Here is a 25,581-nt window from a genome sequence, read left to right on the forward strand (position 1 = left end):
AAAATGGGTATTTGTGGAAATTATGAAAAACCTAAAATAAAAATTTTAATTATGAAAAATTTTATTAAAATATAAATACATATTTGAATTCATATTTTATTTAAGTATGTCACCTAAAAAATAGTTGAAAAACTCAAGGAGAAATTAATGAACAAGTCAAAATTTGATGACAAAAAATTCCTAGATAAATTACATGCTTGATGAAGAGCTGCTAATTACTTATCAGTAGGACAAATGTACTTAAGAAGCAATCCTCTTTTATTAGAAGAATTAAAAGCTGAGGATGTTAAAATGTATCCAATCGGACACTGAGGAACAATTCCAGGACAAAACTTAATTTACGCACACTTAAACCGTTTAATTAATAAATATGATCTTGAAATGTTCTACATTGAAGGTCAGGACACGGTGGACAAGTTATGATTTCTAACTCATATTTAGATGGAAGTTATACAGAACTTTTCCCAGAAATTACAAAAGACATTAATGGTCTTACAAAAATGTTTAAGAGATTCTCATTCCCTGGCGGAACAGCATCACATGCTGCACCTGAAACTCCAGGTTCAATTCACGAAGGTGGAGAATTAGGATACGCACTTTCACATGCAACAGGAGCAATTTTAGATAATCCAAAAATTATTGCTGCTACAGTTATTGGTGATGGTGAAGCTGAAACAGGTCCTTTAGCTGCTGGATGATTTGCAACATCATTCATTAACCCAGTTAACGATGGTGCTGTGTTACCAATCGTTCATGTTAACGGTGGAAAAATTTCTAACCCAACAATTTTCGCAAGAAAATCAAACAAAGAAATTTCAGATATGTTAGCAGGATTTGGTTGAGAAGCTATCTTTGTTGAAGCTGATGTTAATGATCAAGTAGGAATTCACGAAGTTATGGCTAGAAAATTTGATTTAGCTATTGAAAAAATTCTTAAAATTCAAACAGAAGCTAGAAAAAAACCAGCTGATCAAGCTACAAGACCGATTTGACCAGCTCTTATTGTTAGAACACCAAAAGGTTGAACACAACCAAACAAAATTAATGGATTAACATACGAAGGAAGCTTCAGAGCTCACCAAGTTCCTCTTCCTGTTACATCAGAAAATCCAAAAATGTTAGACGACTTAAAAGCATGATTAATGTCATACCGTCCACATGAATTATTTAACAAAGATGGTTCATTTAAAGCTGAATTAGCTGAAATTGCACCAAAAGGATTTAAGAGAATGGGAATGCACCCTATTACAAATGGTGGTGTAGATCCAAAACCATTAAACTTTGGTAAATGAGAAGATTTTGCGTTAAAATTCTCAAAACCAGGTGAAATTAAAGGTCAAGATATGGTTACTGCAGGAACATGATTTGCAGACATCATTAAAAGAAACCCAACAAACTTCCGTGCATTTGGACCAGATGAAACTAAATCAAACAGATTATTTGATTTATTCAAAGTTACAAACAGACAATGAATGGAAAAAATTGATCCAGAATTAGATGAATTCTTAAGCCCAGCAGGAAGAATTATTGACTCTCAATTATCAGAACACCAAGCAGAAGGATTCTTAGAAGGTTATGTATTAACAGGGCGTCACGGATTCTTCGCTTCATACGAATCATTCTTAAGAGTTGTTGACTCAATGTTAACACAACACATGAAATGAGTTGTTAAAGCTCGTAAATTAAAATGAAGAAAAGATTACCCATCACTTAACGTTATTGCTACATCTACAGCATTCCAACAAGATCACAACGGATATACACACCAAGATCCAGGTATCTTAGGACACTTAGCTGATAAACGTCCAGAATTAATTCGTGAATACTTACCAGCTGACTCAAACACATTATTAGCTGTTTTAGATAAAGCATTCAGAGAAAGAGATGTTATTAACTTAATCGTTGCTTCAAAACAACCAAGAGAACAATTCTACTCAGTTGAAGAAGCTAGAGAATTAGTAGAAAAAGGTTACAAAGTTATTGACTGAGCATCAACAGTTAAAAAAGGTGAAGAACCAGATCTTGTTGTTGTTGCATCAGGTACAGAACCAAACTTAGAAGCATTAGCTACAATTTCAATCTTAAACAAACATTTCCCAGAAATGAAAATCAGATTCGTTAACGTTGTTGACTTATTAAGATTAAGACACCAAAGCATTGACCCACGTGGTCTTTCAGATGAAGAATTCAACAATGTATTTACAACAAACAAACCAATTGTATTTGCATTCCATGGATTTGAAGGTTTAATTAGAGATATCTTCTTCTCACGCCAAAACCACAACTTATTTATCCACGGATACAGAGAACACGGTGATATTACAACATCATTTGATATTCGTTTAATGTCAGAAATGGATAGATTCCACATTTCAAAAACAGCTGCTAGAGCAGTTTATGGTGAAAAAGCAAAAGACTTCTTAGCATTAATGGACTCAAAAATTGAATACCACAACAAATACATTAAAGAAGTTGGTATCGATATTGATGAAGTTAGATACTGAAAATGAGAAGGTCTTAACAAAAAATAATTCTCGTAAAGCAAAACCTTTTATAGGTTTTGTTTTTTAATACCTACATATAGGGATATAAGTCCATATAAAAATACTTTTACTGTAGACATTTTAGTAAAAAGTTTTATATAACTATTAAAATAAAATAATTAAAGAAAAAAATAATGAAATCAAATTTAAATAAATTAAAAGCTTATTTAATAGTTAATTTAACATTGATATTCTTTTCAATTTAGTTTAGAAAGTTTACCTTATGATTTAGCTCTTGTAACATCAAAATCTATTTCTACCACGATTACATTTTTTTATACAAACATTCTTTTTAATGCTTTTTTTCTTGTTTCGTACAAAGCAATAAGAGTTGAACAATTACACAATAACCGGCAGAACAGTTTAATAATAAAATAAAGTGACATTAAAAGTAGACTGTGAAAAATCATTCGGAAGTCTCCGAATGATTTTTCACAGTCTAACTTATAGGTTTGTTTTTAATTTGTTTTTAATAACTATTAGTAAAAAGTGCAGTTTTTGACCAAATTTATAGAAAATATGAAAACAAATTTAATAGACATAATAATTGAATAATTTTTAATATAATTTAAGTATATAGAAAAAATATTTTGAATTTATTATAAATTCAAGTAAGGAAAAATATGAAACACTTAATGAGAGAATTTAAAGTTGAAGGGACAGATTGAATTCAAATTCAAAATGATGCCTTAAAATTCTTACAAACAAATAACAAAAAGGTTAACCAAGCAATGATTTTAGAATATGCAGCTAATGGTTACATCGAGGCTTATTTAGGACAAAAATTCAGGGAAGATTCACACAAAGTTAAAGAAGACCAATTCTTCTTTAGACCTATCTTAACCAAAAAAGAATTTGATATTAATAAATTATATTTTGAATATAAAACATATTATTTAGATAATGATGATCTTAGTGATATTAAATTAGACACATATAGAGATGTTCATTTTGAATTTGATCCAAATTATAAAGAACAAATTTCTTTCTTTATTCAAGCATACATTAGCAACTTTAAATTTAGAGAGAAAAAAGAAGGTAAAGCTGAAATTCTTGACAAAGACCTTGTTTGACTTGAAGCTTTACACAAACCTACAAACAATCTTCAAAAATTTGAATTACTTGCAGATGCTTCATTAGATAATTGATCATTAGAAAAGTTTGTTGTTGGTAAGCATGTTGGAGATGTTGTGGACTTCCAAGCTGAACCAGGACTAACACTTGAAATTAGAATTTTAGATTGCTTTAAGATAACACCAGAAGCGGTTACTGATGAAAATGCACACAAAATAGGAATTGAAAATCTTAAAACTGTTGAAGATGTCAAAAAATATATTTTTGATTCACTCATGGAACAAATGGTTGGTGAAGCATTATTTAATTATGGATTAAAAGTAATTGACTCTATTAGAGATAATAATGTTGCAATTGAACTTCCACAAGATTTAGTTGCAAATGATGTTAAGGACTTTAACTTTGCACCTGATTTTGAAGGTAATAAAGAAGAAACTGTTGAAAGTTCTGTAGTAAATTACTTCTGATTTAATTTTGTAGCAAAAAACTTTGACATTTCGATTACACAAGAAGAATTAAACTATGAAATTAAGAGAGTAAAAACATTCTTAAATATGAACAATCCAAATGATGTAAATATTAAGAAAGTCGCTGATGCGATTTTGCTTAAAAAACTTGCTAAAAAAATCCTTGATGAGAGTGAGCCTCTTACTGTTAAAGAATTTGGTCAATACATGATCTTTAAATAAGGTATTAAATACTTAGAAGGCAGCTTCTAGGTATTTTTAATAAAATACAATGGTAAGTGCTACTCACCATTGTATTTTAACTTGCTTCAATCATTTCTTTGATCTTACTAAATTTTTCGTATTTATTGATTTTTTCACGTTTAACTTTAGGGATCATTAAGCACATTGTAAATTCACCTTTAATACTTTGTTTGCTTTTGAATTGCTCAATTAATTTTGATGGAGAATCAAATAATCATTCTTCATGAATTTTTGTTAATTCTTTAGCTAAACAAACTTTTATTTCATCGCCAAAAACTTCATGAATGTCTTCTAATGTTCCCAATAATTTGTGTGGCGAAACAAAGTAAATGTAAGTATGATTTTGTAAAACAATACTTTGTTTTAAATCATTTTTTCTTTGTTCTGTTTTATCTTTAATAAATCCTAAAAAAGTAAATTGACTACTGAAATTAGCTCCAGTAAAAGCAGTAATTGAGGCACTTACACCCGGAATGATTTCGACTTCAATACCTCTTTCTCTTGCAAGATTAATAATTCCAAATCCAGGATCTGAAACTACAGGCATTCCTGCATCAGAAACAACTGCCACTTTAAGTTTTAAATCTTCGACAATATCAACTAATTCTTTAGCTGTATAAAGCTCTGTGAATGCATTATATGTAATAAGTCTTTTGTCTTTAATTTGATATTTGTCTAATAATTTTTTAGTTACTCTTGTGTCTTCACAAGCAATAATGTCCGCTGTTCTTAAAGTTTCTAAAGCTCTAAGTGTAATGTCATGTAAATTACCAATCGGTGTTCCTACGATGTATATTTTACTCATAAAATTCCCCCATTAATAAAAGCATTTTTTCTTTCTGGATTCTAAAGTTGCCATTCAATGATGTGTTGTATAAAAATTCGTTAATATATGTTACTCAGTTATATAAGTGTTTGTTACCTTCCATTAAAGCTTGATTTGTTTTTTTTAACTCATCTAGGAAAGGGTTTTTAATGTATGTCGAGTTTTTGTTATCTAAACCTAAAATTGTTCATTTGATTAAATTTAAAGTAAATATTGTGGTATGCCATTCATCTTTAATGATATCCTCATTTAAAGAAATGTATAATTGAGAAAAAGGGTTTCCTTTTTTATGATTAAGGTTTTTTAAAAGTTTTAAATACTTATTAAAAAGTTTCTGATAATCACTTTTATTAAATTCTTTAGCCAACGTAAGTGATGTGTTAGCTAATTTTAAAGCAACTGGCGTAAATTGATTTGTTTCATTAATATCAAAGTTTTTAACAATTGAAGAATATTCATCTTCAGGTAAATTAATGATCTGTGATCTAGATAAAATTGTAGGTAAAACTTGTTTAATATTTTTAGTAATAAATAAAATGCAAAGGTTTTCAATTGGTTCCTCAATCTCTTTTAATATTGCATTTAATGATTGAGTTGTTGCATTTTCAATGTTATTAATAATTACAATTTTATATTTAAAATCATTATTGCTTGAAGTATTTACTTTATCAAAAAAGTTTAATAAATCTTCTTTTTTGATGCTCTGACCAGATGTATCAAAATAATAAATATTAGAATAAAGATTATTAAAATCAATTTCATTATGAATGAATGAATTTTCCTTAATGTTGTTGATTGCAAGTATTAAATTATGGATGACACTTCTTACATCAGTTACTTTTTGAGCATTTAATAAATATAAATGTGAAAGCTTGTTCTGTTGAACAAGCTTATTGAATTTTTCATAAATTTCTTTCATTATAATGATTTAATAAATTTTTGAAACTTATCGTTTTTATTTAATTGCTCAATAATTCTTTCACATACTTCTGAAGGGCTTAACATAGCATCAACTACAATAAAACGTTCTTTATCTTCGTCAATTAATTGTTTATAACCATTGTAAACTTTTTCATGAAACTCATAAGTTTCATTTTCAAGTCTATCTTCAAATAACCTTGATTCTTGTCTTCTTTTCTTAGAATCATCTGGTGTGGCATCAAGAAAAATTGTTATATCTGGAATAGCATTATCAATAATTAATGTTGTTAAATTTTTAACAAAGTCATATCCAAGCCCTCTTGCAAATCCTTGATAAGCATAAAAACTATCGATATATCTATCACATAAAACAAGTTTATGTTCTTTTAAAGCTGGTCAAATAATTTTTTCTAAATGAATTCTTCTACTTGTTGAATATAACATAGCTTCAGCAACTGGAGATAAATCACTCTTTGTATCTAAAATAATTTCTCTAATTCTTTCGGCTTCTTTTAAATCTTTTCCACCTGGTTCTCTTGTTTCAATTAGGTCAAGGTTTTTATAGATTTCTTTTAATTTTTTAGCTAATTCTTTCATAACGGTTGTTTTACCACTGCCGTCTAATCCTTCAAATGTTATAAACATATTAACCCCTTTATTTGTTTTGTGTTCTGTTTTCAAGTGATAATTTAAGTGTTATTTCATCAATATAGTCAACAGAAGAACCTATTGGCAAACCAATAGCGAGTTCTGAAGTCTTAATTGATTCATCATTTAAGTATTTCTTTAATACAAACTTAGTAACTTCTCCATCAATGTTTGGAGAAATACCTAAAATTACTTCATCAAATTCTTTAGCATAGTTAACTAATTTGATAATTAAGTCTTTTTCTTTTTCGATAATGTATTCACTTTTAAGTTGTTTTCTAAAAACAAAGTATTTACCTTTGTAAAACCCTGCCTTTTCGATCTTATTTAAGATTTGCAGTGATTCAATTATTAAAAGTTTCTTTTCTCTTGAAGAATCTGAACAAATTTCGCATTCTTCACCATCAAAAATTGGATTAGTACACATTTCGCAAAATCTTGTTCCTTGTTTAATTGCTTTAAAAGCATTTGCAAGTAACCCTACTTCTGATTCTTCTGAGTCAAAAATTCAATACACTATCTTCTCGGCGTTTTTCTTTGTTATTCCTGGTAACTTAGTTAACCTAGAAATAAATTCACTAATTTTTTCTGAATTAAACATTATTAAAATGGAAATCCACCAGGTAAATTTGTTGGCGCTAAGTCATTGTGAGCTTCTTGAATTTGCTCAAATAATTCATTTAAAGCAACAACTAATAGGTCTTGTAATAATTCTTTGTCATCTGGATCAATTAAAGCTTCATCTAATTCGATATTTTGAATTTCTCTGCTACCTAGAGCTGTAATTTTAATCCCTTGTTTTTCAACAACAAATTCTTTTTCTTCTAATTCTGCTTGTTTGTTTTCAAGTTCTTTTTGCATGTTTTTAAGTCTTTTGATAAATTCTGGATTCATAAATTCCTCTTTCTATTTTTCGTCTATTATTTTAAGTAATTCATTATACATTTCATTTGTGCTTTTATTTCTTGATACTGTTTCAAGCGGCATTGGCTTGTAAGCTTTGGGAAGTGCTTCACTATTATTTGTTTTTAAGAAAGCAACGTATTTTGCTTCTATTTCATTTTTATCTTTTTCAGATAAAAAGTATAAATGTTTATAACCATTATTGAAAATGTAGTCTATATAACTTTGGAAGTTAGCTTCATTGGCAATTTCTCTTAATTTTTTAAGTTTTTCATTTTCAGTTACAAGTAGAACAATTGCATGTTCAGTGGCCCCAATTATTTTAGCACTTTTGAACATCTCTCTTTCTCTTGGAAATTCATCATGATCGATGAGTTCAACACTGGCTTTTAATGTTCTATATTTCTTAAAAAAATCTTTTTCATTTATGTTTTCTTTTTGATATCTAAGAACATTTAAGGCTTTGTATAAATATTCTTCTGAAGTTGATATAGGTTGGCTTTGATCTGAGAAAATTTGAAATTCACGAGTATCAAGAACTTCATTATTATAGTTGTATTCGTTCTGTGTTTCTATTTCCGCGGTTAAATCAACTCTCTCACCTGCTATTTCATTTGCTTCGAAAATGAATTCTTGAGTGCTTTGAGTAACTTCTCTTGCATGTTTAAATACTTCTTCAGGTGTGCTATTTTCAAATTTTACTTGCGGTTCTTGCGGAAGCACGTTTTTTAAATATGGATCGTTTTTAGCATTAGCAAAAAAGTCATCACTCTCTTCTGGATTTTGTGGTTCTAAAACAGGTTTTACTTCAATAGGTTTTGTTGTAGTAATTTGTGGTTTAGGTTGTCTAAAAATAGGCTCTTGCACAATGTTTTGTTTTGGTATTGGTTGTTGAACTTCATTGCTTGAAAATATGTTTGAATTATCTAGTTTTTCAACAATTGAAATTAATCCAATTTGTAAGAATTCGAATGGCATTTCATGCCTTGAAACCTTTGAAGAAATTTCATAAAGTTCATTATAAATAATTAAGCTACTTTTTTGTGTCAATTTAACTTGAAGAAATTCTTCGTATGTAAGTCAATTAAGAAAGTTCTTTTCCTTAGTCTTTTGAAATAAAAGTCATTCTTTATTAATGTTAATTAAACCATTTATTAATCTTGAAGCATCAGCTCCACTTTCATTGAATGAATTTGTTAAGTTAATTATTTCACTTACATTTCCGCTTGCAATACTATTTAACAGTTTAATATAGTTTGCAATTGAAACAAGACCAAAGTTTGTTTCTAAACTTTCTTGTGAAATTTTATTGTCGTAAAATGATCCTGCTTGATCCGCTATAGATAAAGCATCACGCATTCCACCAGTAGACAATAATGCAATTGTTTTTAATGCTTCTTCATCATAAAGGATGTTTTCATTATCTAAAACTTCTTTTAAGTGTGAAATAATGTGGGCATCACTAATTCTCTTGAAATTATATCTTTGAACCCTTGATAAAATGGTTAAAGGTATTTTTTGTGGGTCAGTTGTTGCTAAAATAAAAACAGAATGTTTAGGTGGTTCTTCAAGTGTTTTTAATAAAGCATTAAAGGCACTTTTACTTAACATATGAACCTCATCAATTATGTAAATTTTAAACTTACCATTAATTGGTGCTTGTTCAACTTTTTCTTTAAGTAATCTAATTTCATCTACACCATTATTTGATGCAGCATCCATCTCGATAATATCAAGATTTGATTCAACATTACTTAAACAAAAATCACAAGCCTTTGTAGGTTCATTACTATGCAAGCAACTTAATACAGTTGCAAATATCTTTGCTATAGATGTTTTTCCGGTCCCTTTAGGGCCAGAAAATAAATAAGCATGTCCAACTTTCCTGTTTGTCAAGATGTTTTTTAAAGTTTGAATAACATGTTCTTGGCCAACAACTTGGTCAAAACTTCTTGGTCTATACTTACGATAAAGTGTTTTATATTCGCTCAATTCTACCCCCTTTTTATGTATTTATTAATTATATAAAAATATAGCTATATTTGGTTTTTGATTTTGAATTTTTTTACATTATACATGTAGAAACTTTTGAAAAAATTTTACCTTTGTGCTTTTTTTAAATTATCAAATTTAGAAAATAAAAAACCGCGATGTGCGGCAAATTATTGTGTGAATATTAAGCAGCTGCAGCTCTTTCTTGTCTTCTAACTTCTCTTGCGTGTTCTCTTGAAAGTTTTTTAGCTCTTTTTTCAGCACGTAATTTATTTTTTAATCTTACTACTTTACGCATGATATTTCCTTTTATAAATTAAATTTGTGTCTATATTTTACAATAAATTTTAAAAACTAAAACAAAAAATAAATAGAAGGCAAATTCAAAAATGTCTAATTAACCTAATCAAATAATGACTCTAGTCCTTAATATCACTTTTTGAAAAATTCAAAATAAAAAATCAAAAATCTTGCAAGCATGTTTTTTGTAAAAATTCCTTTACTAATCATAATTATTCTAGAATTAGATTAATAACTTAAAGTTATTTTGGAGGATATATATGAAAAATAAAAAGTTTTTATCTAAATTCTTATTAGGATTTTCTGTTTCAACTCTTGCAATCCCTATGGTTGCAATAAGTTGTGCAAAACAAGAAGATAAAACTAATGAAAAACAACAATTAGCAGAATCATTGAGAAAAGAATATAGAGAAAATAATGCTCTTTATAACCAAAAACTTGATGAATTTTCTAAAAAACTTAAAACCTTAAAAGATAAGTTAGCAAAAGAAAAAACTGAAACCAAAAAAACAGAAATTGAAAACGAAATTTTTGATTTATTTTTTGAAGCTAACCAAACACTTAATCCATTAGTGCAAAAATACAATTTATTATTTACACAACTAAGAGAAGCTGAAAAAGCTGCAAACTCAAAACTTAGAACAGTTAAAATTTACCATTCAAATGACGAACATGGACGTTTAGAGTTTGATGATTACAAATATAATAGGTATGCAGGTATGATCGAAACTTCTAAATACCTTAAAGATAAGAAAAGGGATCTTTTATTATCAGCAGGTGACTTAATTCAAGGTTTACCGCTATCAGATTCAGACAAAGGTAAAACAATTACCGATATTGCTCACTACATGGGATACGACTCAGTTGCGATTGGTAACCATGAATTTGACTATGGACTTGAACACATTTTATCTTTAAACACAACTTCATCAACTGAAAAATTCGGAGTTAAAACACCATTTATTTCAGCGAATATTTACTACAAAGATTTAAGTTCATTAACAGAAAAACCAACAGGTTATGACCAAAGCAAAGTTGGAAAAAGAGTTTTCGAACCTTACATTATCAAAGAACTTGAAAGCGGACTTAAAGTAGCGATCTTTGCAATTACAACTCCTGATACAGTTTATACATCACACCCAAGAAACTCAGCATTGGTTGAATTTAGAGATCCAGTTGAATCATCAAATGAAGTTCTTAAGGAAATTAAACAAAAACATCCTGATATTTCATTTGTTATCGCTACTACACACTTAGGAACTGGTAGAAATGATGCAAAATGAACATCAGAATACCTTGCACAAAATGTGGAAGGTGAACTTGATTTAATTTTAGATGGACACAGTCATACATATGTTGAAATTAACAAAAAACACGCAGAAGCAAAAAACATTTACATTACTCAAACCGAAGCATATACAAAATACTTAGGTGATATTGATGTAACATTCGATACTGAAACAGGTAAAATTCATGAAGTACACCAAGTGTTAAGAAATGTTGATCAAATTGAAGTTTATAATGCAAACTTAAGTGAAAGACTTGTAAAAAGACTTAAAAAAGCCTTTGATAAAGAAAACTCTGTAGTTGCCTTTACTTCTCCGGGCGTATTTGAACATACTACAACAAAAGAAGTTGATAGAGTTCCTTACTGAGTGGGTAGAATTTTACCTACATCACTTGGGGTATTTGCAGCAGATTCTATTGCTTGAGGATTTATGAAAGAAAGACCATGACAGTCACACAATGGTTGAGAAGAAGCAACACTTGATAACTCAATTGGTTTAGTAAATGGTGGTGGTCTACGTGCTAACTTTGCAGAAGGTGAAATTACAAAAGGAGCTGCTTTATCTGTTAGTCCATTTGGAAACAGAATTGCTACTGTTAGAGTAAAAGGAACTGTTTTAACAGAAGTTCTTAAACACGGACTTTCAAGAGGTAGATCAGGTGCTTTCTCACAACTTTCATCTAACGTTGCTTATGAAGTTAATGCAGTAAGAAAAACAAATGAAAAAACCGGAAAAGAAGAATATGTATGAACACCAACAGTTGAATCATTCAAAATTAATGATAAAGCAATTAATCCAGAAAAATACTACTACATTACAACTAATGACTTCATTTTAGCTGGTGGTGATGGATATAAAATGATTAACACAAATGAAGTTAAAACAATTGATTTAGCTTACGAAGGTGATAAATATATTGATACATTAATTGATTTTGCTAAATTAACAACAGATAGTTCTTCAACATTAGAATCAAGCAGATTTGAAAGATCAATGAGTTCATACTTAGACAAACAAACATATAGTAAGCAAGTTGTAAACATTCCAAATGAAGCTTACACAAACACTTTAACAGAACCGAACAATAAACCTTAATTAAAAAGTTCACAATAAAAAATATTTGGATTATTACGTCCAAATATTTTTTATTGTAATTATATTATTAACTATTTGTTATCAATAAATTCTTCAAGATTAATAGGGTGGTTGTATCTTTTAGAAGCTTCTTTATCTTTTCTAAAAATAACTTCTGTTAAATCAATGTTATTAATACTTGCTAGTGCAATTGTGTAGTGGATAACATCAGCTAGTTCCTCTTCAAATGAAATACCATCTTTTGGTTTTTTTCATCCTTGTGCAATATTAACTGCTTCTGCTACTTCACCAACTTCTTCAACAAGTTTCATTGCTAAACGAAGATTATTTCTTCTGTCTGGAGTTGAATATCTTTGGTTAAGATATTCTTGCATTTGTTTGATTGTAATTTCTTTTTTCATTTTACTCTAATCCGTTTTTATTTTTGAAGTTTAATTTTAAAGGACATCCTTCGAAATTAAATGTTGATCTTAATTGATTTTCTAAAAATCTTTCATATGAGAAGTGAACAAACTTTTTGTTATTAACAAAAAAAGTGAAAGTAGGTATTTTGGCAAGTTCTTTTCTAGCATAATAAATGTTTAATCTTCCACCATTAAATGGTTGGGCAGGTTGGATTAATTGAGTTTCTAAAATTAAAGATGATAGTAATGAAGGCTTAATATCTCTTTCAAGGTTTTCTCTAACTTCATTTAATTTATCAACTAACTTATTAAGTCTTTGATTGTATTTAGCTGAAATAAACACAAAAGGAACTCATGGTACAAAGTGGAATTTGTTTCTTAATCTTTTCTCAAATTCTGCCATTGTGTTAGTTTCTTTTTCTACTAAGTCTCACTTATTAATAACAATAATTAAAGGCTTATTGTTATCAAGTGCATATCCAATGATTCTTGAGTCAAAGTGTGAGATTTCAGGTTGAGTAGCATCAATCACAACTAATGATAAATCAGCTTCAGCTAATGAATTCATAACCCTCATTAAAGCATAATGATCAACGCTTTCAACTAATTTCGATTTTCTAGTAATACCTGCTGTATCAACAATATTATATTTTTTACCTGAGATTTCGACAACTGACTTAACACTATCTCTAGTTGTTCCAGCAATTTCAGAAACAATTGAACGATTTTCTTTAGCTAAGTTATTTAATAATGAACTTTTACCTGCGTTTGGTTTCCCAATAATAGCAAGGTTAAATAATTCTTCTTCCTCATTTTTTGTAAAATCAAGATATTTCATACATGCATCAAGAACTTCTCCAACACCTTCACCATGTAAAGCAGAAATTGGATAAATTTCATCTACACCCAATCTATATCAACCATAGTCAAAACTTTGGTTAGATTCTAACTTATTAGCAGCAGCAATAATTGGTTTATTACTTTTTCTTAATAAGTTCATTATAAATAATTCGTCATTTGAAATTTCATTAGTTCCATCAAATATAAAGACAATTACATCAGCTTCCTCAATGGCAATTTTCGCTTGAATTTGAATTTGTTCTTGAAAAGGTCTATTTTCAATTTCGATTCCACCGGTATCAATTAAACGAATTTCTTCTCCTGATCAATTAATTGTTTCATATAATCTATCCCTAGTTACACCAGGTTGATCATAAACAATAGAAACTTTTTTACCAATAATTCTATTGAAAAGTGTGCTCTTACCTACATTTGGTTTACCTATAATAGCAACTGTGTTTTTCATTATTTTCCTTTTTTCTCTTCAACAAGTCCAATGATTCTTTCAATAACTTCTTCAATGGTTAACTCTGTACAATCAATGAACACTGAATCTTCTGTTTTATGAAGTGGATCAACTTCACGATTCATGTCTTGTTCATCACGTTTTTTAACTTCATATAAAACTTCATTAAATCCTGTATTGAAACCTAATTCAAGGTTTTGAATCATTCTTCTTCTTGCTCTTTCTTCTGCTTCTGCTCATAAAAAGACTTTAACTTCTGCATGAGGCATAATTTTAAAAGTTGTGTCTCTTCCATCAATAATATAACCTTTTCCTTTTTTAGTCATATATTGAATGTGTTCAACTACGAATTCTCTTACCTCAGGGATTTTAGCAATAGTTGGTGTGATTTGTGAGATATAATCTGCTCTAATTTGATGAGAAACATCTTCCCCATAAAGTTCAATTTTGTCATCTTTTAAAAGTTTGATCATACCTACTTCAAGTGTTTTAATAACATTTTCGACATCTCTTGTATCGACTTGTTTATCAACCACATTTTTAGCTATAGCACGATAAACGCTACCACTGTTAATAAATGTATATCCAAGGCGTTTAGCAATTTCTTTTGAAACTGTTGATTTACCTACTCCACTAGGTCCGTCAATTGCAATATTTACTTTCATAAATGCTCCTTATTATTTCTTGATATCCTTGATAAATCAATTTTCATCATCACTTAAAAAATCATAATCTTTCATTCAAAACTCGCCAACATCATTAACTTTTCTACTTAGCTCTCTAAAATCTTTAAACATTGACTTAATTTCCTTACATTCATCAAGTTTTCTTGATTTTGAAATATCAATTTTTCTTGTAAGTATATTTTTAGGAGTTTTTTTACTTGATTTTCCTAAAAGTTTATTAAGTCATTTTTGATCTTTTTCAAGCTCAGGATTGTTGTTAATTGATAAAAATTTGAGTCTTTCATAATAATCAAAATCATTATAATTTAACTTTATTTCAGAAGTTACTCTTTTCATTATTTCTATATTTTACATTTAAATTAATTACCTAAAAATAAATAATTAAAAAGTCAATAAAAATTGACTTTTAAAAAGTTAAGCCCTTCATGTATGAAACCATTTTTTCAAATGAAATCTTTTTGTTTGAACTCTTATTGATGATTTTGATTGATGCAATTAAATACATCATAATTAAGTTTTCTGTGGTTTTTTCAAAATCCACACTTGGTGTTGAAATAGGTCCTTGTAGAATAAAGGATACTGTTTTTTTAATAATACTTTTATATAGTAGTTTTTCACTTATCTTCGAAAAGATAAGGCTTGTGTTAAGTACATTTTCAAAAACTACTTGTTTTTCATTCTTTTGACTTTTTTTAGAGAACGAAGATTTTAAAACAAAATAACTTTTTTCAACATCTTCAATTTTGAATGAATGATTTTTTTCGAATTCAATAATTTCTGAATCTGTGATTTTTGAATTCACTGAAGAATTAAAAAGATAATATAACATTAACCCAACTGGTATCATGCTACTAATAATGTAAATAAATGATAATAAACCTTCAACACTTGTGATTACATTATATGGTTTTTTGTCTAGATCAATCCTTTCACCATTTTCGCCAACTAGATATTCACCAATATAAACTGTTTCAGTTAAAATTAGCGAAGTAATAATAATTGAAATAACCAATGATACTATATAGAATACGAAAAAGGTTATTAAACTCTTTTTAGTGGTTTTGAAAATTTGCCCTCTAAGGACTCAAATTCTAAACTTAAAGATTGATAAATATGTAAATCAAAGTGTTAATAATAAGATCATTGAAATAGCATAAAATAACGTTCTGTGAATTACCATATTTCTCCTTTTTAACTCTAATATCAATTATAACAAAAAGCCAATTTAAAACTCAAAATTAACTAAATAAATTTTAAAATTCTACATACTTAAGCATATTGTTATTTTAAGTTTTGACCAAATAAAGTAAAATATATTTAATTATTTAAAGGAGTTAAAATGAAAGCAAAAAATGACAAAATTATCGTAACAGGAGCTAAAGAAAATAACTTACAAAATGTCTCTTTAGAAATCCCAAAAAACAAGCTCGTTGTCTTTACAGGATTAAGTGGAAGTGGTAAAAGTTCCCTTGCTTTTAATACAATTTATGAAGAAGGTAGAAGAAGATATGTAGACTCATTAAGTTCTTATTCAAGAACATTTTTAGGAGGAACTAAAAAACCAAATGTTGAGAAAATCGAAGGTCTTAGTCCATCTATTTCTATTGAACAAAAAACCATTCACAATAACCCTAGATCAACAGTTGGTACTGTTACTGAAATTTATGATTATTTAAGACTCCTTTATGCAAGAATAGGTAAGTCATTTTGCCCTAATCATAATATTGAAATTACTTCCCAAACTACAAAGGATATTTTAAAAGCAATTTACAAATATCCTGAAGATACAAGATTAGTAATTTATGCACCAGTTGTTGATAATGAAAAAGGTACACATGCTAACTTATTAGAAAGACTTAAAGTAGAAGGTTATGTAAGGGCCAAAATTGATGGTAAGGTATACCAATTACAAGATGAAATTAATCTTGATAAAAACCAAAGACATGATATTCATTTAATTATTGATCGTGTAAAACTTAATGAAGAAAATTATAATAGAATCTCTGAAGCAATTAATATTGCAACAGAGAAAGCTGGTGGTGTGGTTAAGATTGAAAACTTTGAAACTAATGAAGTTTATACATTTTCAAAGCTACATGCATGTATTTATAAAGATTTTTCAATCCCTAAAATTGAAACTAGAATGTTTTCATTTAATGCACCTTATGGTATGTGTGAAAACTGCAAAGGTTTAGGAATTGAATTTAAAGCTGACTTTGATGCAGTTGTTCCCGAATCATGAAAAACAATCGAAAACGGTGCAATTAAATATTTTGAAAATACAGTTAATACAACTAACCTTGAATGACAAGAATTTAATGCTCTTTTAAATCATTATGAAATTCCTTTAGATCTTCCTATTGATGAAATTCCAGACCAAAAACTTAAATACATGTTATATGGTTCTGGAGATGAAGAAATTGAATATGTTTTAGTTTCTTCTTCAAATAATAAATATCGTAAAAAACAAAGTATTGAAGGTATTTTAACTAAAATTGAAAGATTATATTTTGAAACTTCCTCAGACATGCGTCGTGATTACCTTAAAAAATACATGAGTTCAGTTGCTTGTCATGTATGTAAAGGTGCAAGACTTAATCAAAATGCTTTAAGTGTCAAAATTGATGATAAAAATATTTATCAAATGACTCAATTATCAATTTCAGATATGATCACAACATTTGAAAGATTTATTGAAAAACTTGATGAATATAGTAAAACTGTTTCTAATGTTATTACAACTGAAATTATTGATCGTTTAACATTCTTGAATGATGTTGGTTTAGATTACTTAACACTAGATAGAAGTGCTGAAACTCTTTCAGGAGGTGAAGCACAACGTATTAGACTAGCTACTCAAATTGGTTCAAATTTAAGTGGTGTTTTATATGTACTTGATGAACCCTCAATTGGTTTACACCAAAAAGATAACTTAAGATTAATTAATACAATGCGTAAAATGGTTGACTTAGGTAATACCTTAATTGTAGTAGAGCATGATGAAGACACAATGTACGCAGCTGATCACATTGTTGATATTGGACCTGAAGCTGGTGAGTATGGTGGTAAGGTGGTTGCTCAAGGTTCTTTAGAAGATATCGCAAAAGAAAAAGAATCTATTACAGGTAAATATATTTCAGGTGAATGAAAAATTGAAGTACCTAAATTTAGAAGAAGTGGTAATGGTAAGAAAATTATCATTAAAGGTGCAAAAGAAAATAACCTTAAAAATATTGACGTAACTATTCCTCTTGGTAAATTTGTCTGCATTACAGGGGTTTCAGGTAGTGGTAAAAGTACTTTAATTAATGATATTTTAGTTAATGGATACCAACAAATGCAAGGACTAACCGAAGCATTACAACACAAGAAAGCTAAATTTAGTGGTATCGATGGACTTATTAATGTAGACAAAATTGTTTCAATTAGCCAAAGCCCAATTGGACGAACACCTAGAAGTAACCCAGCTACATATACTGGTGTGTTTGATGATATTAGAGAAATTTATGCTAATGTTGAAGAATCAAGAATAAGGGGATACACAAAAGGAAGATTTAGTTTTAACACACCTGGAGGAAGATGCGAAAAATGTACTGGAGATGGTTACTTAATCATCGAAATGCATTTCTTACCTAATGTTTATATTCCATGTGATCAATGTGATGGTAAAAGATATGATAAAGAAACTTTAGAAATCAAATATCAAGAAAAAAATATAAGTGCTGTACTTGAAATGAGCGTTGATCAAGCATTAGTATTCTTTACAAATAAAGTAAAAATTGTTGAGAAATTAGCATTCTTAAAAGATGTTGGTTTAGGCTATATTAAACTTGGGCAAATTTCCACAACATTATCTGGGGGTGAAGCTCAAAGAGTTAAATTAGCTACCTACTTACAGAAAAAACCAACTGGAAAAACTATTTATGTATTAGATGAACCAACAACTGGTTTACATGTTCATGATGTTAAAAAGTTAATCCAAATTTTAAATAGAATTGTTGATAATGGTGATACAGTAGTTGTTATTGAACATAACTTAGATGTTATTAAATCTTGTGATCATATTATTGATTTAGGTCCTGGCGGAGGTATTCATGGAGGTAGAGTGGTCGCTTCTGGTACACCTGAACAAGTAGCCACAAATAAAAACAGTTATACAGCAGAATTCTTAGATAAAATTCTAGTAAATAAGTAAATAGGAATTTTAATATATAATTAATATATTAAAGAGGTACAAATGAAAAAAAAGAAAGTTAGCGTCAAAGAACTACTTGATTTCTTTGGGTGAAGAATTTTAAACAATGATAAAGAAAACATTAATTATAGTTATATTTATCAACCAGCTATTAAAAGAGTTGGTTTAGAGCTTTCTGAATTAATTAGTCATGATAGATTGAATAATAATGTAATTTCTTGAGGAACAAGTGAGTCGCTTTGATTTCAAAAAATTGGAAAAACAAGAGCAACAATTGCTATTGAACACATCTTCAAACAAAAGCCACCTTTAGTGATTTTATCTAAAAGTGTTGCTAAACCTGCCTTAAATTGAATTGTTGCAGCTGGGGATAAATACGGAGTTCCTATTTGCCTTTCAGAAGTTAATACATCATTAATTTCAACAAACGTTGGTTCATACTTAAACAACTACTTCTTAGATGAAACTCAAGTTCATGCTTGTTTAGTTCTAATAGGAGGAACGGGAGTTCTAATTATTGGACAAAGTGGTGTTGGTAAATCTGAAGCTGCATTAGAATTAGTTCAAAGAGGTCATGTTTTAATTAGTGATGACTCTGTTTTAATCCGCGATGGTGGAAACATCTTTATTGGTAGATCACCAAAAATTACGCAAAACATGCTTGAGGTTCGTGGTATTGGTATGATTGATGTTAAATACATGTATGGAGTCAAATCGGTAGCCACTTCATCCGTTATTGATTTAGTAGTAGAACTTGTAAAAACTGAGCGTCAAAATGAACTTGATAGATTAGGACTTGATTTTCTAAAATATCCAATTTTTGGTAGATCAATAAACAAAATTCAGATCCCGATTAAAGAAGGTGGTTCAGCTGCTTCTTTAATAGAAACTGCAGTCGGATTCTACTTATCAAAAAGAGACGGATTAAATGTTATTGCAGAAATGGAAAAAAGGAGGTTAGAGGAAGATGAATAATTTATCAGGACCAAGCTATATTCCTGATATAGCTTTTAGAGAAGGTACGCCAAGTATTTTATTTAGTATTGGATCATTTAGCTTTTATACATACTCATTAATGATTATGACAGGTTATTTAGCTTCAATCTTAACAATCTTTTTCTTTTGAAGAAGAGAAAAAATGAATATGGATGTACTTTATGGTTTAATCTTAATTACAATCCCTATGGGTATTATAGGTTCGCGTTTAGGTTTCGTATTTGAAGAATTGATTTATAGTCCAGAACCATTTAAGGGATCGGCTTGATATGCTTTATGAGACGGGGGATTAAGTATCCAAGGAGGTGTCTTCTTCACCATCATAGCAGACTTAATCTATGCTTATACTAAGAGACATATTATCGATGTTAGAAAAGCAGCATCAATTATCATACCAACAATTCTAGTTGGGCAATTTATTGGTAGATTTGGAAACTATGGAAACCATGAGGTTTATGGAAAAATCGATTGAACAGGAGCTAGTGTAATTCCATTAGGAAGATCATTCGCAAATAATATGTATATCTCTGATGCATACACAGATCAATTAAATCTTGAAGGTGCTTATAGATATCCTTTATTCTTATATGAAGGATTAGCAAACTTAGTCGGATACTTAATAATAGTTTGAGTATTTAACTTATTATGATCATTTAGACCAGGAGCCACTTCTGGACTATACTTAGTGTGATACGGTGTTTTAAGACTTGCTCTTGAACCACTTAGACAAGAATCATACTTATACTACTCAATCATTGCTTTAGGATTTGCTCTTGCAGGTACAATAATCTTTATTTACTACCAATTCTGAGCGAAAATTAAATACACAACAACTATTAAACACAAAATTTTTAAACATTATGAATATCAAAATGAAGCACAGTATCTTGCATATGTAAACAGAACTTCATTCTCACACTTATTTAAATTAACTTTATCATACACATGATTTAAGTAATCAAGGAGATTAATATGGAAAACAGAAAAATATATGACCTAGCCATTATTGGAGGAGGTCCAGCAGGATTAAATGCTGCTTTATATGCTTCAAGAGCTAATTTAAATGTAGTTTTCATTGAAAAATCAGCTCCTGGTGGAAAATTATCTTCGACAAGTAAAATTGAAAACTGATTAGGAACTGAAAACATTGAAGGTTGAGAATTAGCTACAGAATTTTTTGATCATGCTAAAAAATATGGTGCTGAGTACAAATATGGTGATGTAGTTGAATTAAAAAATCATGGTGATTTTGATAAAGAATTAGTTTTATCAAATGGAAGTTCTATTTTTAGTAAAACAGTTTTAATTGCCTCAGGAATGAAAAATAGAGTACCTTCATTTATCGAAAATATAGAAAGTTTTTTTCATAATGGAGTTAGCTTCTGCGCAATTTGTGATGGACCATTATTCAAAAATGCTCCTTCATTAGTTTTAGGTGGTGGTAACTCTGCTGTTGAGGAAGGAACATACTTAACAAAAATTGCTTCACATGTATATTTTGTTATTAGAGAAAAAGAATTCACTGCTGAAAAAAGATTAGTGGATGACTTAATGAAAGCTAAAAATATTACAATTTTTAGAGAAAGTCAAATTGTCAGTCTTGGTGGAACAGGATTGTTACAAAATGCATTAATCAAAAACAATATAACAAATAAGGAAACCAATATTGAAATTGCTTCATTTTTCCCTTACATCGGAATGGAAGCAACAACTACATTCATTAAAGATCTCGATATTATAGATGATAAGGGATTTATCATAACAGATGACTTTATGCAAACCAAAATCAAAGGAATTTTTGCAGCAGGTGATATTAGAAAAAAAGATATTCGCCAAATTGTTACAGCAGCAAGTGATGGTGCTATAGCTGCTAAAAAGATCTCTGATTTACTTAATTCAATCTAAAATAATCAAACATAAAAATTGACTCCCAAAAGTCAGTTTTTTTATTGGTTTTAATCAAATTAAAAAGTACTTTTAATACAGAAATAATTCTATATAATATGAAAAACATAAAAATATGAGAGGAAATTTTATGCAAAAAAAACATAAATTATTAATCGTTGCAATTTCATCATTATTATTTGTTACATCCGTTACTGCTACAGCAGTTTTAATTGGTAAACTAGGAAATAAAAAAGTAAAAGCAACTACAAAAGAAGATTTAAATGCTTTAGTTGATGCATTAGAATACCCATCAACAAATGCACAAGCTAAACAAGAAATTAAAGATAGCTACAAAGATGTTGAAAAATCAAATGATTTAAACAGATTCAAAGAAGATATTATGAAAATTGCTGAAAAAGTTAGATCAGCAAAAGCAAAAATTGCTGAATTATCAGAAGCAAAAAGAACTGAATTAAATGCTGAATTAGATAAAACTAATACAGATGAAGAATTCAATGCATTAAATGAAAAAATCAAACAAGCTACTTTTGAAGACAAAAAAGCTGAAGTATTGGCATCTATAGCTGCTTTAGCATATCCTTCAACTGCGGCTCAAGCTAAAGAAGATCTTAAAGTAAGAGTTAATGTTTTAACAACAATTGAAGAATTAGATGCCTTTGGAATCACTGTTGCAAATGATATTTCTAAAAAAGTAAGTGATTTAAAAGACAGAATTGCTAAGTTAACAGAAGAAAAAAGAGCAGAACTTAACAGTGACTTAGATAGTGCTGATACAGATGCAGAATTTAAAGCTATCGAAGACAAATTAAACCCAATTGAAGTCGCAAACAAAAAAGCTGAATTAGATGCATTGGTAGATGCAATTGCTTACCCATCTCAAAGTGCTCAAGCTAAACAAGATATCAAAGATAGATACAAAGATTTTACAGATGTTAAAGAATTAGAAAAATTCAAAGATACAATTAAAAGTATTTCTGAAAAAGTAAGTGCTGCTAATGAAAAAATTGCTAAAGTTATTGAAGAAAAAAGAGTAGAACTTAACAACGAATTAGATAGAGCTGACACAGATGCAGAGTTCAACGCATTAAACGATAAACTTGCATTTGAAACAAGAAGAGCAGAACTTATTACAGTAGTTAAAGAATTATCATACCCTGGTTATGATTCAACAAAATCAGATAAATCTAAACTAGATTTTGAAGCAGAAGTGAAAGCTTTAACAGAACAAACATTTGATGCAAAAGAAAAAGAAATCAAAAGTTTTAGTGAAAAACTTAAAGCTAAAAAAGCTATTTTAGATGCTGTTCCATATACAATTCAAAATGCTGAAGGACGTGTGGAAGTTGGTAAATTAGTTGATGAAGCTAGAACAGAAGCATTATTAGATAGATATGTACCTGATACATGAGTAGCTCAATTCCAAATGTTTAGAGATTCAATTGAACAAAACTTTGAAGGCACAACAAAAGATAATTTATTTAGAAGATTTAACATCACAAGTGCACACTCAATTTTCGAAGGATACGAAGTTAAAGATTTAGAATTTAACATTTACGAAACATATAGAAAAATTGCTAAAGATTGAATTAAAGCTAATGTTTCTGATCAAACTAAACAAATGGAAGAATTAGCTAAAATTGATGCATTAACAAGAAATACAAGTAATTTCAAATCTTCATTTGATGAATTAGTAACTAAATTCAAAGAAATTAAAAATGCAAACACTACACAAGCTGCTTAATTAAAACAAAGAGTTAGCCATTTTGGCTAATTCTTTTTTTATTAAAAAATGGAATTATCAACTTAATTTACAAAAAAGTAAAACAAAAAAATATACTTTTAAGCGTTGTATATAGTCTTATTAGTATATTTTTGAATTAATTTGTATTAAACGAACTCAAAAAATGCGAATTCGTTAAAATATCAATATACATTATAAAAATATATTAAAAGACACAACCCAATAGAACACTTTAATACACTAGCTCGAGAAAGAAAACTTGATTAAATCGTAACAACAATTTCAAATTCAAGCATGCATATTGATGAAAAATATAAATGAATTGATAAATTTGCAGTTAATTTTGATGATTTAGACTCATTAGTACAAATGAAAGATGACTTTATTAATGCAGAATAGAGAAATGTATTAAATAATGCTCAACAAAGTCCAAACAGTTCAATCAATGACTTCCCAGAACGATATTAATAAGAAAAACAAAAAGAGTAGCTTATCATGGTTACTATTTTTTTACTAGACAAACAAAGTCATTGAAAAAACACATAGTTAAAACTATGTGTTTTTTCAATATTAACGTGTTTTTCTTTTCATTGTTGGAAATAAAAGTACATCACGAATTGATTCTTTTTCAGTTAATAACATTGTTAGCCTATCAATTCCGATACCACATCCACCTGTTGGCGGCATTCCGTATTCTAATGAGTCCACAAAATCTCAATCGATGTCACTTGCTTCATCATTCCCGTTGTTTTTTTCTTCTAGTTGTGCTTCGAATCTTTCTAACTGATCAATAGGATCAGAGAGCTCAGTATACATATTAGCGTATTCTTTTGTATTAATAAATAATTCAGCTCTTTCAGTGAATCTTGGATCTTTTCCTTTTGCTGTTAAAGGAGAAATTTCAATTGGATGACCATAAACAAATGTTGGTTGAATTAATGTTTTTTCAATTAACTCTTCAAATAACTCGTTGATAATGTGCCCTAATTGGAAGAATTTTTGAATTTTGATTCCATGTGATTGAGCAACTTCAACAGCCTTTTCGAATGAGATTTCTCTAAAATTGTGACCAGTTGCATTTGAAACAGCATCAACCATATCAATTCTGTTGAATGGTTTTTCTAAATCAATTTCAACACCTTTATTCATTACTTTTGTTTTGTTAAGTTTTTTAGCTAATCTTTTGAATAATGTTTCTGTACGATTCATCATTCCTTCAAGATTTGAGTATGCTTCATAAAATTCTATTGATGTGAATTCAGGGTTATGTGTTGTATCAATACCCTCATTTCTAAAGATACGACCAATTTCATATACTCTATCAATCCCACCCACTAAAAGCTTTTTAAGAGGGATTTCAGTCGCAATTCTTAATACGAATTCTTGATCAAGTGCATTATGATGTGTTTTAAATGGTCTAGCAGAAGCCCCTGATAAATAATCATGTAAAAATGGTGTCTCTACTTCCATGTATTCTAATTCATCAAAGTATTTTCTGATTTCTGAAATAATTCTTGTTCTACTTCAAAATACTTTTCTTGATTCTTCATTCATGATTAAATCAAGATATCTATGTCTGTATATTTCTTCAATATCTACAAGTCCATGAAATTTGTCTGGTAATGGTTTTAATGCCTTAGTTAAAAGTTTGATGTTTTTAACTTTAACACTAACTGCACCAGTATTAGTTTTCATTACATAACCTTCAGCATAAATAATGTCTCCAAGATCAAACGAATCAACCAATTTTACTAAGTTTTCATGTTCTTTTTTATTAAAGTAGAGTTGAATTTTTGAATGATAATCTTGAATTAAGATAAAAGGTCCTCTCATAGTCATGATTCTACCAGTTAAAGCAACTTCAAAGTTTTTATCATGTAATTCTTCTTTTGAATAACTTCCATATTCTTTTTCAATTTCATCAGAATATTTAAGTTCTTTTAAATTATCTGCTTTTGCAAATGCTTCAATACCTAATTCTTTATATAAATTAAGTTTATTACGTCTAACTAATTCTTGTTCTGTGTATTTTTCCATAATATGT

Annotated in this window: 19 protein-coding genes and 1 pseudogene; 8 read left to right on the top strand and 12 right to left on the bottom strand. The window is 28.8% G+C overall.

Annotated elements, in window-relative coordinates; translation table 4 throughout:
* Nucleotides 1-147 precede the first annotated feature (147 nt).
* Both D2846_RS03080 and D2846_RS03085 read left to right on the top strand, forming a co-directional pair.
* Nucleotides 148-2,531: pseudogene (locus D2846_RS03080) on the top strand (phosphoketolase family protein).
* 635 nt (nt 2,532-3,166) lie between these two features.
* Nucleotides 3,167-4,306: a trigger factor-related chaperone gene (locus tag D2846_RS03085; protein ID WP_117275724.1), complete on the top strand. Its 1,140-nt coding sequence runs from the start codon at nt 3,167-3,169 to the stop codon at nt 4,304-4,306.
* A 76-nt stretch (nt 4,307-4,382) separates the two neighbouring features.
* Here D2846_RS03085 and rsmI read toward each other — a convergent pair whose 3' ends face one another.
* Genes rsmI through dnaX form a run of 6 tightly spaced genes read right to left on the bottom strand, consistent with a single transcriptional unit; the run spans nt 4,383 to nt 9,617 of the window.
* The gene (gene rsmI, locus D2846_RS03090) at nt 4,383-5,132 is read right to left on the bottom strand and encodes a 16S rRNA (cytidine(1402)-2'-O)-methyltransferase (protein WP_117275726.1); all 750 of its coding nucleotides are present in this window, start codon (nt 5,130-5,132) and stop codon (nt 4,383-4,385) included.
* Entirely contained in the window at nt 5,125-6,072 is a 948-nt protein-coding gene (locus D2846_RS03095; RefSeq protein ID WP_117275728.1) for a DNA polymerase III subunit delta, read from the bottom strand. The genes rsmI and D2846_RS03095 overlap by 8 nt, the downstream gene beginning before the upstream one ends.
* Nucleotides 6,072-6,719, bottom strand: a complete 648-nt coding sequence (gene tmk / locus D2846_RS03100; protein WP_117275730.1) for a dTMP kinase — start codon at nt 6,717-6,719, stop codon at nt 6,072-6,074. Before tmk ends, D2846_RS03095 begins: the two co-directional genes overlap by 1 nt.
* A 10-nt stretch (nt 6,720-6,729) precedes the next feature.
* The gene (locus tag D2846_RS03105) at nt 6,730-7,323 is read right to left on the bottom strand and encodes a toprim domain-containing protein (protein WP_117275732.1); all 594 of its coding nucleotides are present in this window, start codon (nt 7,321-7,323) and stop codon (nt 6,730-6,732) included.
* Between the two features lie 2 nt (nt 7,324-7,325).
* Nucleotides 7,326-7,616, bottom strand: coding sequence for a YbaB/EbfC family nucleoid-associated protein (locus D2846_RS03110; RefSeq protein WP_117275734.1), 291 nt, complete (start codon nt 7,614-7,616; stop codon nt 7,326-7,328).
* Nucleotides 7,617-7,628: 12 nt separating this feature from the next.
* Nucleotides 7,629-9,617 (bottom strand): DNA polymerase III subunit gamma/tau, encoded by a 1,989-nt coding sequence (gene dnaX, locus D2846_RS03115; protein ID WP_117275736.1) that lies wholly within the window; start codon nt 9,615-9,617, stop codon nt 7,629-7,631.
* 560 nt (nt 9,618-10,177) lie between these two features.
* Here dnaX and D2846_RS03120 point away from each other — a divergent pair.
* Nucleotides 10,178-12,301: a 5'-nucleotidase C-terminal domain-containing protein gene (locus D2846_RS03120; protein WP_117275738.1), complete on the top strand. Its 2,124-nt coding sequence runs from the start codon at nt 10,178-10,180 to the stop codon at nt 12,299-12,301.
* 71 nt (nt 12,302-12,372) lie between these two features.
* On the opposite strand, the gene D2846_RS03125 is transcribed toward D2846_RS03120, so the two are convergent.
* The 5 genes from D2846_RS03125 to D2846_RS03145 form a co-directional block, all read right to left on the bottom strand.
* Nucleotides 12,373-12,702, bottom strand: a complete 330-nt coding sequence (locus D2846_RS03125) for a MazG nucleotide pyrophosphohydrolase domain-containing protein (RefSeq protein ID WP_117275740.1) — start codon at nt 12,700-12,702, stop codon at nt 12,373-12,375.
* Between the two features lies 1 nt (nt 12,703).
* Nucleotides 12,704-14,011: a ribosome biogenesis GTPase Der gene (gene der, locus D2846_RS03130; protein WP_117275742.1), complete on the bottom strand. Its 1,308-nt coding sequence runs from the start codon at nt 14,009-14,011 to the stop codon at nt 12,704-12,706.
* Complete coding sequence (gene cmk / locus D2846_RS03135) at nt 14,011-14,676, bottom strand: (d)CMP kinase (protein WP_117275744.1); 666 nt, start codon at nt 14,674-14,676, stop codon at nt 14,011-14,013. Before cmk ends, der begins: the two co-directional genes overlap by 1 nt.
* A gap of 12 nt (nt 14,677-14,688) precedes the next feature.
* The gene (locus tag D2846_RS03140; RefSeq protein ID WP_117275746.1) at nt 14,689-15,033 is read right to left on the bottom strand and encodes a hypothetical protein; all 345 of its coding nucleotides are present in this window, start codon (nt 15,031-15,033) and stop codon (nt 14,689-14,691) included.
* 70 nt (nt 15,034-15,103) lie between these two features.
* On the bottom strand, nt 15,104-15,877 hold the full coding sequence (locus tag D2846_RS03145; RefSeq protein ID WP_223211513.1) for a hypothetical protein: 774 nt from the start codon (nt 15,875-15,877) through the stop codon (nt 15,104-15,106).
* A gap of 159 nt (nt 15,878-16,036) precedes the next feature.
* Between D2846_RS03145 and uvrA the strand changes: the two genes are divergently transcribed.
* The 5 genes from uvrA (at nt 16,037) to D2846_RS03170 (ending at nt 23,537) form a co-directional block, all read left to right on the top strand.
* On the top strand, nt 16,037-18,892 hold the full coding sequence (gene uvrA / locus D2846_RS03150) for an excinuclease ABC subunit UvrA (RefSeq protein ID WP_117275748.1): 2,856 nt from the start codon (nt 16,037-16,039) through the stop codon (nt 18,890-18,892).
* A gap of 42 nt (nt 18,893-18,934) precedes the next feature.
* Complete coding sequence (hprK, locus tag D2846_RS03155) at nt 18,935-19,867, top strand: HPr(Ser) kinase/phosphatase (RefSeq protein WP_117275750.1); 933 nt, start codon at nt 18,935-18,937, stop codon at nt 19,865-19,867.
* On the top strand, nt 19,860-20,846 hold the full coding sequence (gene lgt / locus D2846_RS03160) for a prolipoprotein diacylglyceryl transferase (protein ID WP_117275752.1): 987 nt from the start codon (nt 19,860-19,862) through the stop codon (nt 20,844-20,846). Before hprK ends, lgt begins: the two co-directional genes overlap by 8 nt.
* 14 nt (nt 20,847-20,860) lie before the next feature.
* Entirely contained in the window at nt 20,861-21,793 is a 933-nt protein-coding gene (locus D2846_RS03165; RefSeq protein WP_117275754.1) for an NAD(P)/FAD-dependent oxidoreductase, read from the top strand.
* Nucleotides 21,794-21,923: 130 nt separating this feature from the next.
* Nucleotides 21,924-23,537, top strand: coding sequence for a hypothetical protein (locus tag D2846_RS03170; protein ID WP_117275755.1), 1,614 nt, complete (start codon nt 21,924-21,926; stop codon nt 23,535-23,537).
* A gap of 570 nt (nt 23,538-24,107) precedes the next feature.
* Here the strand turns inward: D2846_RS03170 and lysS are convergent.
* On the bottom strand, nt 24,108-25,574 hold the full coding sequence (gene lysS / locus D2846_RS03175; RefSeq protein ID WP_117275757.1) for a lysine--tRNA ligase: 1,467 nt from the start codon (nt 25,572-25,574) through the stop codon (nt 24,108-24,110).
* Nucleotides 25,575-25,581: the final 7 nt, after the last annotated feature.

This window comes from Mycoplasmopsis edwardii, from assembly GCF_900476105.1.
GTDB lineage: Bacteria > Bacillota_I > Bacilli_A > Mycoplasmatales > Metamycoplasmataceae > Mycoplasmopsis > Mycoplasmopsis edwardii.